This window comes from Iodobacter ciconiae, from assembly GCF_003952345.1.
In the GTDB taxonomy this organism is placed as follows: Bacteria; Pseudomonadota; Gammaproteobacteria; order Burkholderiales; family Chitinibacteraceae; genus Iodobacter; species Iodobacter ciconiae.
This window is the reverse complement of record NZ_CP034433.1, coordinates 568141-582789: the sequence shown is the minus strand read 5'-3', so window position 1 is coordinate 582789 and position 14649 is coordinate 568141. Positions and strand designations below refer to the sequence as shown.

The window sequence follows — 14649 nt, the reverse complement described above, 5'->3', positions numbered from 1 at the left end:
TCAAACCCGACCAGAGCTCCCAAGTGCCCCCCCGTTAATACTGCCTCGAATGCGTGCGCGATAAGTCACGCCGGAAACAAAACCATCCGCCCAGGAAAAACTGCCTACGTCCCCTAATGTTTGAGTAAAAACTGGCTCGCCCGTCTCCTTTTGAATCTCAATTTGGTAGGTATTTAAATCCGGAACCTTGGCCCATGCCCACTGAGGGGCGGTGTTGGTATATCGGCGTGCTGCGAATGGCGGGTCAGGCGTCAATCCGGATATGTCGATGAACTCATAAGCGGCGGCGGTGTCAACCACGTAATTGATCCCGCTTGCATCCGGGCTAAATAAGATAGCTTGTTGTGCAGCAATCACATCTGTTTTATTGCACCCGATAGATGCGACCTGACTGGCAGGGCCTTGGATACCTATCGTAGCACTGCCCCCGGTACTCAAGGCCTCGCGCAAATAACGATATTGCAATTTGATCTGATTACTACCCTCGTACAGAATTGCCTGAAAAGTCCCCATTGGCAAATTGGATCCATAGAAATACTGATTCGTCCACTGAGCAATAAGCTGCCGGCTAGGGGACTCTCCAATCGTTTCATACTGAATTTTTCCGTTCGGCTGACCAGGAACATCTGTGCGCAAGTCATCCCAAAATACAAAAATGGTATTTGCCAATGCAGGCAAGCAAGAATTGGAATAAGCATTGGTAGAAGAAGAGAACTGAATCAGGCCATTAGTCGTTATGTAGAATTGAGTAACGGGCTGACCATAATGATTAAAGGTAAACCCTATAGGAAATGGCCCAGCTGCCACATCATCGCCAACCAAACCAGTATTGATTCCGGCATGCGCAGGCGCGACGCATATCATGAAGAGGCAAATTGAAAGAATGCGCACGGCGTAGGCAAAGGCACCGGACATGCATCCAGCTAAATGCCCGAGAGGAAGGCGACCACCCAAGTGATGCTTCTCAAATGACCACTTGGTGATAAAACAGATAACCGCCGCCAACTTGGAGAACCCCGATCCCGTCATGATGATCCCTCTGTATGTAACCATCGCACCAATTCATTCACTCGTCCCGCAGCAGTGTGGGCATTCACTGCGATATGAGCTAAACACAAAAAACGTCGCCGATCGTAGTGCAACTCAGGCAATTAACTAATCCAAGATGCCGCCTAGTCTATCGGGGCTCACCAAAGCTTACTTACTCCTGCTTCAAGCAATGTAAGGAGCATTACAATGAAGGGGCATTGAGAGTCTGAATCATGCGTGGATTGACTGTAAATATTGCGTAATACCTATTTATCATTTCAGACCACACTCATAACCCCCTTCTCAATGCCTGTTGCCAAACGTGATAGATTTGATCAGAGAAAAAAGCGTAATGGCTACGCCATAGGCGAAAATGACACAAAACTGGTCAGTTTGGCTTTGTAGAAGACGATAAAATAAAAGGAATGCCAACCATGAATTCTGCATTTAGATCAAAAATGCAGGATTATTCGTACACTTACGACATACTGACATACAAAATTTGGTTTGCCTTAAAAATGTGCGATCAGTGCGACTTACTATCGCTATATTCGTAAGTTGGATGCCGAAAACGCTCAGATTGCTGATTCATTGGTCCAGCTCACGGAAACGCATCGTAACTGGGGCTTTGGCCTCTGCTTTTTGCATTTGTGCAACGTCAGGAAAAAGCACTGGAATCATAAACGGGTCTACAGAATTTACTGCGATTTAGAATTAAATCTGCGAATTAAGCCTAAAAAACGTTTAGATCGCGAAACGCCGGAGCCATTAGCAGTGCCAGAGGCAAAAAATGAAACCGATGGACGTAGTATTCGCTTATTCAATGTGATTGATGATTTTAATCGAGAAGGATTAGGCATTGAAGTTGATTTCTCTTTGCCGGCAGAGCGTGTAATACGCAGCCTGAATCAAATCATTGAATGGCGCGGCAAGCCTAAGCGAATCAGGTCCGATAATGGCCCTGAATATATTAGCCATCTGCTAAAGAATTGGGCAGAGCAACAATCGATTGAATTGGCTTATATTCAGCCTGGCAATCCACAGCAAAATGCATATATTGAGCGCTATAATCGCACCGTACGTTATGAATGGCTGGCCTGTGATGATTTTGAAAGTCTTGCCGCAGTGCAAGAAACTGCAACGCAATGGCTTTGGACTTACAATAACGAGCGCCCGCATATGGTATTGGGCGGCATCACCCCGAAACAAAAACTGGCATTACATGCCTAGCCCCTACTTTTAAGTGAGCTTAAAAACGGGGGGATTACCGGGTCTTTGGCGGTCAAACACGGCCGCCACTCTCCTTTTACTGAACATGATTTGATTGGAAAAGAATTGCAATCAGTAAACTTGATTATATCTTCGTAGACAGTCAATTAATTCACCGTCAAACAAGCCATCATACCAACCAAACCCACTACAATACCATTCATCAAGTATTCTGAACTGTGTCGAAAGCAAATACCAGAATCAACCAACAATCTCGCGGCGTATCTCTAGTCGCTTACTGATATGTTGTAGAGCACTTATAGTTCTGCTGGATGTGTGAAGTTGATATTAGGATTTAGACGTTTGATCAATATGTATATGGATTTTAACCAATGAAATTGGTCAGCAATTTTGGACCGGATCGCGTCTAGGCTTGGTACGACCTTGGCTAAAGCCTAATCACCAGCTTGATGTGGTGTCGCCGTCATTCTCTTTATTTTCCTTTGCTGAGGTTTGGGCTGAAACACCCAAATTATCGCAAGTCAGATTGCTAGTTCCACAAGAGCTTGCCAATGGCAAATCAAATCACGGTCGAGTCAACGCTTGGGCTAAGCGAAAATAGCCACTCCGGGGGCTATTTCAGGTTGAACACTCAAGAACCAGGCAAAATATAAGCTAACTTTTTATCGAAGTGAATAAGCTAATTATTTTGTCGGGGGAAATGTCGGGGGAAAATCATTAAAAGCATAAGCAATAAAAAATGAGCTACAACCGAAAGGCTGTAACTCATTGTTTATTTTGGTCGGAATGAGAGGATTCGAACCTCCGACCCCTTGCACCCCATGCAAGTGCGCTACCGGGCTGCGCCACATTCCGAACTCAGGAACGCATTATACCTTACGTCCTCTTGCCTGGCTAGTCATCCAGCCAGGCAAGTAATGCTTCCAACTCATGACGCAGTTCTGTCACTGTGGGGCCCTCGCCTATGCCATCAGCATCATCCCGAAGTACTGAAAGCTGATTACGGGCACCGCTGATGGTAAAACCTTGCTCATAAAGCAGGGAGCGAATTCGCCGTACCAGCAGCACTTCATGGTGCTGATAGTAGCGTCGGTTTCCGCGCCGCTTTACGGGCTTTAATTGCGTGAATTCCTGCTCCCAGTAACGCAGCACATGTGGCTTTACACCACAAAGCTCGCTAACTTCACCAATGGTGAAGTAGCGTTTTGCCGGGATAGAGGGTAGATCACTGGTCGGTATGACGAGGCTGATGCTTTGCATAGTGACTTTCGACCATTCCCTTCAGCTTCTGACTGGCGTGGAAAGTAACCACGCGCCGGGCGGAGATTGGGATTTCTTCACCTGTTTTAGGGTTACGCCCAGGACGTTGTGGCTTGTCTCTGAGCTGAAAATTGCCAAAACCGGAGAGTTTTACCGAATCGCCCTCGGAAAGGGACGTGCGGATTTCCTCAAAGAAGGCTTCGACCATGTCTTTGGCTTCACGCTTATTTAATCCGACCTTATCAAACAACATATCGGCCAAGTCAGCTTTAGTAAGCGTCATCATAGTAGTAGGGGTGTACTGCATTAGCATTAGACTCTCAGCGTCGCACCGTTTGCTTCGGCAGCACGAATTATATCCGCGACGACGGCGTCGACTTCCTCATCAGTAAGAGTTTTGTGAGTATCTTGCATTAACATCTTGAAAGCAAGGCTTTTTTTACCTTCTGGAACACCTTTTCCACGGTAGACATCAAATACTTCTGATGCTATGAGGAGCGGGTTTTCCAATTTAGCAAATGCAGCTTGTAGTGTTGCCACCGATAAGCTTTCATTTGCCAGTAAAGCAAGGTCACGGCGAACAACTTGCAGCTTGGATACTGGCTTGGCTGTAAGCTTTTCAACACTTACAAGCTCTTCCACATCCAATTCAAACAAGACTGGCGCTGTGCCTAAATCGTATGATTGCACCCATTTAGGATGCAGCTCGCCAATCACTCCAACCACGATACCGTTTAGTAAAATTTCGGCAGCGCGGCCGGGATGCAGGGCAGGATGATCCACACGACGAAAATCTGCTTTACGCGGAGCAAGCAGTGCTTCTACATCGGCTTTTACATCATAAAAATCAACGTGTTGCTTGGCTTCGCCCCATTGCTCGGCGCTGCGGCAGCCCCATGCCAGGCCAGCGATTTTCTCTGGCTGGGCATCGGCAGCAGTGCTATTAAATACGCGGGCCAGCTCAAACAGGCGTACGCGTTCTTGCTTACGCTTTTGGTTGCCTTGCAGGGCAGAGATCAAGCCACCAAACAGACCGGAGCGCATTACGCTCATTTGGCTGGCAATGGGGTTTAGCAATTTAATTGGGCTGGTATTGCCCAAGAAATCGACTTCCCATTTTTCTTCGACAAAAGCGTAGCTGATAGCTTCGAAATAGTCACGAGCCACCAGAATGGATTTGAGTGCAGCCTTTTCACGACGATCACCCCGCTGCGGCAGCATCACCTGACGAGATACAGACGGTGCAACAGGAATATTGTCGTAACCAAACAGACGGGCAATTTCTTCGATCAGATCTTCTTCGATTTCGATATCAAAGCGAAATGATGGCGGCATTACCGTAATCACATCACCAGCCAGGGAGGTTGGCAGAGCCAGACGCGCCAGTAAAGCAAGAATTTCATCTGCAGATAATTGAATACCCAGTACTTTAGCCACACGCGATACACGCAGCGCTACAGCCGGGCGAGCAGGCAGATCGGCTTGTGCTTCGGTAACCGGGCCAGCTTCACCACCGCAGATATCCAGGATAAGCTGTGTGGCACGCTCAAGTGCGTTCACTACATTGGCAAAGTCGATACCGCGCTCAAAGCGGTGCGAGCTATCCGAGCTAAAGCCCACACGACGTGAACGCCCTGCAATCGTGCTTGGTGCAAAGAAGGCGGATTCTAAAAAAATATTGCGTGTACCAGTCACTACAGACGACGCTAAGCCCCCCATAATACCCGCCAGCGCTAAGGGCTGAGCAGCATCCGCAATCACCAGCATATCCGCGTCAAGCGTCAGCTCTTTTTCATTCAGCAACGTAATTTTTTCGCCCTGCTGAGCAAAACGAGCCTGAATACCGCCTTGCAGCTTATCCGCATCAAAGGCGTGCATCGGCTGACCGAGTTCCAACAAAACATAGTTGGTTACGTCAACAATCGCCGAGATTGAGCGTAAGCCTGAACGCTCTAAGCGCTGTTTCATCCAATCGGGCGTAACGGCAGCTTGATTTACGTTTTTGATCACACGGCCAGCATAACGCGGGCATGCTGCACCCGCATTTAGCGCCACTGCAATCACATCGTCACAAGCTGGCACGGCAGCTTTAATTTCAACCGGATGAAGCACAGCACCGGTTAAAGCCGCTACTTCGCGTGCGATTCCTTTAATTGACAGGCAATCAGTACGGTTTGGAGTGAGCTTTAAAGTCAGTAAGCGATCATCAAGCTGCAAATATTCGCGAATCGGCATACCAACAGGCGCATCGCCTGGCAAAATCATCAGGCCATCAACATCGCTTGGCATACCTAATTCATCACCGGAGCAAAGCATCCCGAAGGATTCAACGCCACGAACCTTAGCTTTTTTAATACTAAAATCACCAGGTAAAGCAGCGCCCACGCGAGCGCAAGGCACTCTGATACCGGGGACCACATTTGGCGCACCGCATACAATCTGCAGCGGCTCAGCTTCACCTACATTTACGCTGCAAACATTCAATTTATCAGCGTTTTCGTGCTTGGTAACAGACAACACCTCTGCCACAAACACTTGGGTAAACTCAGGAGCAGCAGGATCATTTTCTTCTACTTCTAAACCGGCCATTGTTAATAAATGGGCCAGCTGCTCAGAATTTAGTGCTGGGTTTACCCAGCTGCGCAACCATTGTTCAGAAAATTTCATCACTCGCACCTACAGATGCGCGGACGATACAACATCCGCTGTAGAAAGCCATTCCAAGCAAATATCTATGCCTGGAATGCACACTTTTCAACTCGTTACTTGAACTGTTCGAGGAAGGAAATATCGTTCTCGAAGAAGAGACGCAAATCGTTTACGCCGTAGTACAGCATCGCGAAACGATCCAGGCCAATACCAAAGGCAAAGCCGGTGAATTTTTCGCTATCGATACCCACATTCTTCAGCACATTGGGGTGCACCATGCCGCAACCGCCTACTTCCATCCAGCCCTTGGACCACTTTACGTCGATCTCAGCCGAAGGCTCGGTAAAGGGGAAGAATGAAGGACGAAAGCGCACTTCCAGATCATCACGTTCAAAGAACTGACGTAAAAAGCTGACAATCACGCTTTTTAAATCTGCAAAGGAGACATCCTGATCAACCCACAGGCCTTCCATTTGATGGAACATCGGCGCATGTGTCGCATCAGAATCAACACGGTAAACCCGGCCCGGCGCGATAATCTTAATTGGCGGCTCATGGCTTTCCATGTAACGCGCTTGAATCGGGGAAGTATGTGTGCGCAACACTTCGCCACCTTCTACATAAAAGGTGTCTTGCATGCCGCGGGCAGGATGATCTGGCGGCAGATTCAAGGCTTCAAAATTATAAAAATCTGTTTCGATTTCGGGGCCATCGGCCACGGCGAAACCCATAGAGTGGAACAATGCTTCGATACGCTCACGCACCTTAGTCACCGGATGCAAACCACCAGCAGCGAGACCTCGGCCAGGCAGGGTGATATCCAGAGCTTCAGCCGCCAGCTGCTTTGCTAATTTTTCATTAGCAATGGCTTCACGACGTGTATTAAGTGATGCTTCAAAAGCTTGCTTAGCCTGATTAACAATTGCACCAAAAGATTTTTTTTCTTCAGGTGGCAAGGTGGCTAACTGTTTTAAGAGCGCAGAAATCTCGCCCTGCTTACCAATAAATTGCGCCTTGGCATTTTCAAGTTCGTTCGGGTCATTGGTTGCATTTAATGCAGCCAGGCCTTTTTCCAGAATCGCTTGTACGTTATCAACCATGATCTTGCGGCAATCTCAGGCAAATTGTTTTGCTTTAAACCAACACTTCAACTGAGAAGGTCAGAAAAAGCCCCCCCTTGGAGAAACCAAAGGAATAAAAAAGGGAGGCCAGAAGCCTCCCCCTCTTGTCGACCAGCCGATTAGGCGGCTAGTTTCGCCTTAGCAACTTCAACAAACTGAGCAAAAGCCGGTTTGTCAAAGATAGCCATATCGGCGAGAACCTTACGGTCAACTTCAATACCCGCTTTCTTCAGACCGTTCATGAAACGGCTGTAGGCCAGACCGCACTCACGGGAAGCCGCGTTGATACGCGCAATCCATAGGCGACGGAACTGACGTTTTTTCTGACGACGATCACGGTAAGCATATTGACCTGCCTTCATGACAGCCTGTTTGGCTACACGATAGACATTTTTACGACGACCACGGTAGCCTTTGGCCAGAGCGAGGATCTTTTTATGACGAGCACGAGCTGTAACACCACGTTTAACGCGAGGCATGAGTCTTTTCCTTTAGTTATGCGTAGGGCAACATTGCACGGACAGAAGGCATGTTCGACGCATCGACCATACTTGTACCGCGCAGCTGGCGCTTAGTCTTAGTGGTTTTCTTGGTTAAGATGTGACGCTTGAAAGCGTGACTACGCTTAACGCCACCACCACCGAGAACCTTGAAGCGCTTTTTAGCGCCGCTCTTGGTCTTCATCTTAGGCATGATGAACTCCTACTACTGAGTTAGATAGGGCGACAGGCGCCATAGCGGCTGCCCGCTCTGCACTTAATACCTGCCACCACGCTTTTATTACGGCTGCTAGCTAATTTTAAATAAACAACCAGCCTTACCAGGCGCAGCCGCTAGCCCGGTCGTTTTTACAAAAGGGAACTAAGCCGCTTTCTTTTTAGGAGCCAGCATCATTACCATTTGACGCCCTTCCAGACGCGGATATTGCTCAACCACAACCAAATCGCCCAGATCAGCTTCAACACGTTTCAGCTGAGCCATACCGATTTCCTGGTGAGCCATTTCGCGACCACGGAAGCGCAAAGTAATCTTTGCCTTATCGCCATCGGCGAGGAAGCGGGTCAGATTACGCAGTTTGATCTGGTAATCGTTCTCGTCCGTACCCGGACGAAACTTGATTTCCTTGACCTGGACCTGCTTCTGGTTCTGCTTGGCGGCGTGTTTCTTTTTCGCGTCCTGATACTTAAATTTGCCGTAATCCATGATCCGGCAAACAGGCGGCTGTGCTGTCGGTGCTATTTCCACCAGATCAACATTGGCCTCTTCGGCCAGAGCCAAAGCCTCGGAAAGGCTGACGATACCAAGCTGCTCGCCATCCACACCCTGCAAACGCAACTCACGGGCGGTGATTTCACCGTTAATCCGTGGTTCTTTATCCTGAGAAGCTATTGTGATTCTCCAAGTCATTCAAAATCAAAACCGCGCTACCGCCTACGACTAAACCTTTGGCATTTCCGACTGCAGACGCTCAACAAGCGCCTCAATCGTCAGCTGACCAAGATCTTCACCAGTACGGCTTCGCACGGCCACTAGGCCTGCCTCTTTCTCTTTATCACCAATAATCAGCTGATAAGGAAGACGTTGCAGACTATGTTCGCGGATTTTATAGGTAATCTTCTCATTTCTCAAGTCCGCTTGAACTCTAAAGCCCAATGACTTGAGTTTTTCGCACACTTCTACGGCATATTCACGCTGTGCATCCGAAATATTCAAGACCACAAGCTGCGTTGGCGCAAGCCAAACGGGGAATGCACCCGCATGATTTTCAATCAGAATACCAATAAAACGTTCCATCGAGCCCAATACCGCACGATGCAGCATCAAAGGACGATGTTTTGCATTATCAATCCCGACATACTCAGCACCAAGGCGCTCAGGTAAATTCGGGTCAATCTGTAAAGTGCCACATTGCCACACGCGGCCCAGACAATCTTTTAAAGAAAACTCAATTTTGGGCCCGTAAAATGCACCTTCGCCTGGCTGGTACTCAAAAGCCAAGCCTTTTGAATCCAGAGCCGCTGCCAGTGCCGCCTCGGCATGATCCCAGCTCTCTTCTGTACCAACACGTTTTTCCGGACGAGTGGATAGCTTAACCAGAATTTCATTAAAACCGAAGTCGGCATAGACTTCTTGCAGCAAATCAATAAATGAAGCGGCTTCCGATTGAACCTGCTCTTCAGTACAGAAAATGTGCGCATCATCCTGCACAAAGCCGCGTACCCGCATAATACCGTGCAGAGACCCTGATGGCTCGTTACGGTGGCAAGAGCCAAACTCGGAAAAACGTAATGGCAAATCACGGTAGGAGCGCAAGCCCTGGTTAAAAACCTGGATATGCCCAGGGCAATTCATCGGTTTTACGGCGTAATCACGTTTTTCGGATTCCGTAGTAAACATCGCATCATGGTAGTTCTCCCAGTGACCCGATTTTTCCCACAAAGAGCGATCCATTACCATCGGGGTACGAATTTCCTGGTAACCATGCTGATCAAGCTTTTTGCGCATATATTGCTCAATTGATTGCCAAAGTGCCCAGCCCTTGGGATGCCAGAACACCATACCCGGCGCTTCTTCTTGCATATGAAACAAATCGAGCTGCTTACCAATCTTACGATGATCACGCTTTTCCGATTCTTCAAGCATATGCAAGTACTGCTCAAGCTCATCTTTCTTTGCCCAGGCCGTGCCATAAATACGGGTCAGCATTTCATTATTGCTATCACCACGCCAGTACGCACCTGCAACCTTCATCAGTTTGAATACTTTCAACTTACCGGTAGAGGGCACATGAGGGCCACGGCAGAGGTCAGTAAACTCACCTTCGCGATATAAACTTAAAACTTGATCAGCCGGAATCGATTCGATGATTTCAGCCTTATAGGCTTCACCAATCGATTTAAAGTAAGCCACCGCCTCATCACGCGACTGCTCGTAACGCTCGACGGGGATATCTTTTTTCGCCAGCTCAACCATCTTCTTTTCGATGGCAACCAGATCTTCTGGTGTAAACGGGCGCTTATAAGCAAAATCGTAGTAAAAACCATTTTCGATTACAGGACCAATCGTAGCCTGAGCATCGGGAAACAGCTCCTTTACCGCATAAGCCAGCAAATGGGCCGTGGAGTGGCGAATGATCTCTAAACCATCTGCGTCCTTATCCGTAATAATCGCCAGCTGAATATCACGATCGATGAGGTAACTGGTATCAACCAGCTGCCCGTCAACCTTGCCCGCCAAAGCGGCGCGAGCAAGACCCGTTCCGATACTGGCTGCTACATCACCCACGGTAAGCGGGGCGTCGAATTGTCGTTCAGAGCCGTCTGGCAGGGTCACGATAGGCATGGTTTATCCTGTGCTGCGCGTTTTAGATAAGGTTAAAAGGCTTTCAAAAAGAAAACAAACAGTAACAGATGCTGTAAAAAATGAACGAAAAAAAAGTGCAGCTTATGCCGCACTTTTTATAAATCAAGCCCCACGCACACGCCGCCAGAATTATTCAGCAGTGGTGCTAGTTCGACTCATGGGGCTTAACTCCGTGAAATAAAGGCATGACCTTCGATCAGACCTTACAATTTTATGGTAGGGTTGGTGAGATTCGAACTCACGACCTCTTGGATGTCGACCAAACGCTCTAACCAACTGAGCTACAACCCTAACGCCTTTTCTGACTTGATGCTTAACATCAAGATCAGAGAGACAGCATTCTAAATGAGATTGCCTAGCCGCACAAGCCAAATGTAGAAAAATTTTTCATTTTCTCATTCAGTAAAACTAAAAGATAAAACACAGGCAGCTGGATGTAAAAAACTTAATAAAAAATCGTAAGCATATTTGCTGCTTTATCCACATGAGCAAGCATCAGCCATAAAAATTTATCAATTGATTTACACTCCCCAGGCAAAATACTTACCGTGGGAACGACCGGCTTTACATACGCAGCAATATCGGTTTTTTTCAGACACCGGATTTTCGCCAGAAATACCGCCAGACCAAACCTGGCCAGGCAAAGACGATAAACATTGCAAAGGTAGTGACAAAAAACGGCCAATTTTGCTCGTGCACCGGAGATAAACGCCCTTCCAGTACCCGAGCCAGCAACCCCAGTGCCACATACAGGATGACCAGCTCTAATAGCCGCCAGTGAAAACCCTTAACCTTTTTTGCCGGAATGCAAAAAATAATACGCTCAAAGAAAAAAGGCAGGTTGGCAGCAATTAGCGCCAATCCACAGAGCAAATAAACATTATTCATTACATATGCACAAGTGATGAGGTAATGGCTTGCGAGAGTACTGTTATCAGGCGATCAGGCATCAAACCCATCACCAGAAGCAAGATGCAGTTAACCGACAACACCAGCCTGGTGTCAAAACCGGCAACAATTGGTGCCGTATCGGTGGCTTCGTCAAAGTACATAATTTTTACAATGCGCAGGTAATAGAATGCACCAATCAGCGAGAACATCACGGCAATCACCGCCAGCCACACATAACCCAGATTGACCACCGCTTGTAAGACCGATAATTTGGCAAAAAAGCCAACAAAGACCGGAATACCAGCCATAGAAAACATCACAAACATCATCATGCAGGCAAACCAGGGGCTGCGCGTTGCCAGGCCTTTGAAGTCATCAATCTTATCAGCTTCAAAGCCTTCACGAGACAGCAACATCACCATACCGAAACCTGCCGCGGCAGTCAGGGCATAAACCATGGCGTAGAAAAATGATGCAGCATAACCAATCGGGCTAGCCACTAAAATACCCAGCAGCAAGAAGCCCATATGCGAGATGGTTGAATACGCCATCATACGTTTCATGCTGGTCTGGGCAATCGCAGTCAGGTTACCAATACCCATCGAGAGTACCGACAACACCACCAGCATGCCGCGCCAATCAAAGGCGTAGCCTTCCATACCCTGCGCAAGCAGGCGAATCACAAACACAAAAGCCGCCAGCTTAGGAGCAGAACCAATCAGCTGAGTCACTGGTGTTGGCGCGCCTTCGTACACATCCGGAACCCACATATGGAACGGAACAGCTCCCAATTTAAAGCCAATACCGGTTACCAGGAATACCAAGCCAAAAGCTGCAAGCATACGGTTTGCTTCACCACTGGCAATCTTGCTGGCGATAACAAAAACATCCAGCGAAGCAGTTGCGCCATAAATCATCGACATACCATAAAGCAACATCCCGGAAGCCAAAGCCCCCAGAATAAAGTATTTCATGGCGGCTTCTGTAGACTTCACCGAATCACGTTGCAATGCCACCAGGGCATACAGCGACAAGGACAATAGTTCCAGGCCCATATACAGCGTTAAAAAATTAACGCTGGAGGCCATAATCATCATGCCAGCCAAGGCAAATAAGGTCAGCGTAAACAGCTCGCCACGGAACAGACCGCGCACCATGCTGTAATCGCGGCCATAAATCAGCACCAGCGCCACACCCAGGATCATGCCGATTTTGGCAAAATCTGCAATTGGATCACTAATGAATAAGCCATTAAACGCCAGGCGTGGTGACGCCTGATAGCCGTTCACAACGAGAAAAGCCGTGATGGCAAGCACAAGCAGTGTCAGCACATAAGTAATATGACGCTTGGCATCTGACACAAACAAGTCAATAAGAAGGAGTGCACAGCTGGCAAACAGCAGGAAGATTTCCGGCATTGCCACCCAAGCATTAAGGCTGGTCCAGGTCATTATTCAACCCTATCAAATAATAGTATGGTGGTCCAAAGGTGATCTCTACCTCTGAATAAAATCAGGCATTCAAAGTGAGCACCCGATTATCGAGTATCAATGCAACTTGCTTTGTGATACATGCCAGATCAAATCATTCACTGACACGTGCATTACATCTGCAAATGGCTTCGGATACAGCCCCATGCCAAGCACGGCCACGGCCAGAACAGCAAGGATCAGGAATTCGCGGGCATCCACATCTTTCAGATGCTTCACGTGATCATTGGCTACCTCGCCAAATAACACACGTTTGTACATCCAGAGTGTATAAGCAGCGCCAAAAATCAGTGTTGTTGCACCCGCAAAGGCGTACCAGAAATTAACTTGCACGGCCCCCAGAATCACCATAAATTCACCAGCAAAACCAGAAGTACCCGGCAAGCCCGAATTAGCCATTGCAAACAGCATCATAAAGCTGGCAAAAATCGGCATCTTATTAGCCACGCCACCGTAATCGGCAATCTTGCGGCTGTGCACACGGTCGTACATCACACCAATACAAAAGAACATTGCGGCTGAAACAAAGCCATGCGAGATCATTTGCAATAAAGCACCTTCAACCGCGTATTGATTTAGCTGTGTACCACCGGCAAACATAAAGAAGCCCAGCGTTACAAAACCCATATGCGAGATAGAGGAGTACGCCACCAGCTTTTTCATATCGGTTTGCACAAGCGCAACCAAGCCGATATAAATCACCGCCACCAGTGATAACGCAACAAACACCCATGCATATTCACGTGCGGCATCCGGAGCAATCGGCAGAGCAAATCGCAAGAAACCATAAGCCCCCAACTTCAGGGTAATTGCTGCCAACACCATCGAGCCACCGGTAGGCGCTTCAACGTGAGCATCAGGCAACCAGGTATGAACAGGCCACATTGGCACTTTCACGGCAAAAGCAAAGAAGAAAGCCACCAGCACTAAAGTCTGAGCGGTCATACCCAATGGCAGACGCTGGAAATCAGCAATTTCAAAACTACCGCCAGTGAGTTGATACAAGTAGATAAAACCAACCAGTGTCAGCAAAGAACCCAGCAAGGTGTAAAGGAAAAACTTAACTGAAGCATAAACACGGCGCGGGCCACCCCAGATACCAATAATCAGGTACATCGGGATCAGCATGGCTTCAAAAAACACATAGAACAAGATCGCATCCAGCGCCGCAAATGCACCATTGATCAAGCCCGACATAATCAGAAAAGCAGCCAGATATTGTGCAACGCGCTTTTGAATAACTTGCCAGCCTGCCAGGATAACCATCAGGGTGATAAAGCTATTTAAAATCACAAACAGCATCGAGATACCATCAACCCCAAGATGGTAGTTGATATTAAATGAGGCGATCCAGGGCTTCATTTCTTCGAACTGCATGCCGCCATGTAAAGACTCAAACTGCGTGTACAGCGGAATGGTTACCAAAAAACTTAGCAAAGCGCCTGCCAGCGCCAGCCAGCGCGCAGTATTAGCGTTTTTGTCCCCGCCTGTCGCGAGCACTACAAGGCCTGCCACGATCGGCAGCCAGATCGCGAGGCTTAGAAGATTACCCGTCATAGTCAACCTACTTGTTATTTTCATCCGAGGGGGCAATGCCCCCCGATCCCCGGCGGTAA

Annotated in this window: 13 protein-coding genes, 2 tRNA genes and 1 pseudogene; 2 read left to right on the top strand and 14 right to left on the bottom strand. The window is 48.0% G+C overall.

The window, feature by feature from the left end; genetic code table 11:
- Nucleotides 1-1053 carry an NIDO-like domain-containing protein gene (locus EJO50_RS02555; RefSeq protein WP_125971430.1) on the bottom strand — a complete coding sequence of 351 codons (1053 nt, stop codon included), beginning with the start codon at nt 1051-1053 and terminating at the stop codon, nt 1-3.
- A gap of 501 nt (nt 1054-1554) precedes the next feature.
- Here EJO50_RS02555 and EJO50_RS02550 point away from each other — a divergent pair.
- Nucleotides 1555-2259 (top strand): annotated as a pseudogene (locus EJO50_RS02550) (IS3 family transposase); the annotation flags it as partial.
- Between the two features lie 778 nt (nt 2260-3037).
- On the opposite strand, the gene EJO50_RS02545 reads toward EJO50_RS02550, so the two are convergent.
- The 9 genes from EJO50_RS02545 to thrS all read right to left on the bottom strand — a co-directional run bounded on the left by EJO50_RS02545 (nt 3038) and on the right by thrS (nt 10631).
- A tRNA-Pro gene (locus EJO50_RS02545) sits at nt 3038-3114 on the bottom strand.
- Between the two features lie 39 nt (nt 3115-3153).
- Nucleotides 3154-3519 carry a MerR family transcriptional regulator gene (locus tag EJO50_RS02540; protein ID WP_125971429.1) on the bottom strand — a complete coding sequence of 122 codons (366 nt, stop codon included), beginning with the start codon at nt 3517-3519 and terminating at the stop codon, nt 3154-3156.
- Nucleotides 3485-3802: an integration host factor subunit alpha gene (locus EJO50_RS02535; protein WP_046352592.1), complete on the bottom strand. Its 318-nt coding sequence runs from the start codon at nt 3800-3802 to the stop codon at nt 3485-3487. The genes EJO50_RS02540 and EJO50_RS02535 overlap by 35 nt, the downstream gene beginning before the upstream one ends.
- Before the next feature lie 29 nt (nt 3803-3831).
- Nucleotides 3832-6186 carry a phenylalanine--tRNA ligase subunit beta gene (gene pheT, locus EJO50_RS02530; RefSeq protein ID WP_125971428.1) on the bottom strand — a complete coding sequence of 785 codons (2355 nt, stop codon included), beginning with the start codon at nt 6184-6186 and terminating at the stop codon, nt 3832-3834.
- Between the two features lie 95 nt (nt 6187-6281).
- The gene (pheS, locus tag EJO50_RS02525) at nt 6282-7268 is read right to left on the bottom strand and encodes a phenylalanine--tRNA ligase subunit alpha (protein WP_125971427.1); all 987 of its coding nucleotides are present in this window, start codon (nt 7266-7268) and stop codon (nt 6282-6284) included.
- Nucleotides 7269-7408: 140 nt separating this feature from the next.
- Nucleotides 7409-7768, bottom strand: a complete 360-nt coding sequence (gene rplT, locus EJO50_RS02520; protein WP_099398123.1) for a 50S ribosomal protein L20 — start codon at nt 7766-7768, stop codon at nt 7409-7411.
- Nucleotides 7769-7784: 16 nt separating this feature from the next.
- On the bottom strand, nt 7785-7982 hold the full coding sequence (gene rpmI / locus EJO50_RS02515; protein ID WP_125971426.1) for a 50S ribosomal protein L35: 198 nt from the start codon (nt 7980-7982) through the stop codon (nt 7785-7787).
- A 168-nt stretch (nt 7983-8150) separates the two neighbouring features.
- Nucleotides 8151-8696, bottom strand: coding sequence for a translation initiation factor IF-3 (gene infC, locus EJO50_RS02510; RefSeq protein WP_099398121.1), 546 nt, complete (start codon nt 8694-8696; stop codon nt 8151-8153).
- A gap of 30 nt (nt 8697-8726) precedes the next feature.
- A complete protein-coding gene (gene thrS, locus EJO50_RS02505) occupies nt 8727-10631 on the bottom strand; it encodes a threonine--tRNA ligase (RefSeq protein WP_125971425.1) in 1905 nt (634 codons plus the stop codon).
- Between thrS and EJO50_RS02500 the strand changes: the two genes are divergently transcribed.
- Nucleotides 10630-10833 carry a hypothetical protein gene (locus EJO50_RS02500; protein WP_125971424.1) on the top strand — a complete coding sequence of 68 codons (204 nt, stop codon included), beginning with the start codon at nt 10630-10632 and terminating at the stop codon, nt 10831-10833. The genes thrS and EJO50_RS02500 overlap by 2 nt on opposite strands.
- Before the next feature lie 33 nt (nt 10834-10866).
- On the opposite strand, the gene EJO50_RS02495 is transcribed toward EJO50_RS02500, so the two are convergent.
- The 4 genes from EJO50_RS02495 to EJO50_RS02480 all read right to left on the bottom strand — a co-directional run bounded on the left by EJO50_RS02495 (nt 10867) and on the right by EJO50_RS02480 (nt 14590).
- Nucleotides 10867-10943: transfer RNA gene (locus tag EJO50_RS02495), tRNA-Val, on the bottom strand.
- A 300-nt stretch (nt 10944-11243) separates the two neighbouring features.
- Nucleotides 11244-11540 (bottom strand): DUF2818 family protein, encoded by a 297-nt coding sequence (locus EJO50_RS02490; RefSeq protein ID WP_125971423.1) that lies wholly within the window; start codon nt 11538-11540, stop codon nt 11244-11246.
- Nucleotides 11540-12994, bottom strand: coding sequence for an NADH-quinone oxidoreductase subunit NuoN (gene nuoN / locus EJO50_RS02485; protein WP_125971422.1), 1455 nt, complete (start codon nt 12992-12994; stop codon nt 11540-11542). Before nuoN ends, EJO50_RS02490 begins: the two co-directional genes overlap by 1 nt.
- 96 nt (nt 12995-13090) lie before the next feature.
- On the bottom strand, nt 13091-14590 hold the full coding sequence (locus EJO50_RS02480) for an NADH-quinone oxidoreductase subunit M (RefSeq protein ID WP_125971421.1): 1500 nt from the start codon (nt 14588-14590) through the stop codon (nt 13091-13093).
- Nucleotides 14591-14649: the final 59 nt, after the last annotated feature.

Bases quoted from the DNA above. Each gene is read 5' to 3' on its own strand.
- EJO50_RS02555 (WP_125971430.1), bottom strand. From the start codon at position 1,053: ATGGTTACATACAGAGGGATCATCATGACGGGATCGGGGTTCTCCAAG.
- EJO50_RS02540 (WP_125971429.1), bottom strand. From the start codon at position 3,519: ATGCAAAGCATCAGCCTCGTCATACCGACCAGTGATCTACCCTCTATC.
- EJO50_RS02535 (WP_046352592.1), bottom strand. From the start codon at position 3,802: ATGACGCTTACTAAAGCTGACTTGGCCGATATGTTGTTTGATAAGGTC.
- pheT (WP_125971428.1), bottom strand. From the start codon at position 6,186: ATGAAATTTTCTGAACAATGGTTGCGCAGCTGGGTAAACCCAGCACTA.
- pheS (WP_125971427.1), bottom strand. From the start codon at position 7,268: ATGGTTGATAACGTACAAGCGATTCTGGAAAAAGGCCTGGCTGCATTA.
- rplT (WP_099398123.1), bottom strand. From the start codon at position 7,768: ATGCCTCGCGTTAAACGTGGTGTTACAGCTCGTGCTCGTCATAAAAAG.
- rpmI (WP_125971426.1), bottom strand. From the start codon at position 7,982: ATGCCTAAGATGAAGACCAAGAGCGGCGCTAAAAAGCGCTTCAAGGTT.
- infC (WP_099398121.1), bottom strand. From the start codon at position 8,696: ATGACTTGGAGAATCACAATAGCTTCTCAGGATAAAGAACCACGGATT.
- EJO50_RS02500 (WP_125971424.1), top strand. From the start codon at position 10,630: ATGGTTTATCCTGTGCTGCGCGTTTTAGATAAGGTTAAAAGGCTTTCA.
- thrS (WP_125971425.1), bottom strand. From the start codon at position 10,631: ATGCCTATCGTGACCCTGCCAGACGGCTCTGAACGACAATTCGACGCC.
- EJO50_RS02490 (WP_125971423.1), bottom strand. From the start codon at position 11,540: ATGAATAATGTTTATTTGCTCTGTGGATTGGCGCTAATTGCTGCCAAC.
- nuoN (WP_125971422.1), bottom strand. From the start codon at position 12,994: ATGACCTGGACCAGCCTTAATGCTTGGGTGGCAATGCCGGAAATCTTC.
- EJO50_RS02480 (WP_125971421.1), bottom strand. From the start codon at position 14,590: ATGACGGGTAATCTTCTAAGCCTCGCGATCTGGCTGCCGATCGTGGCA.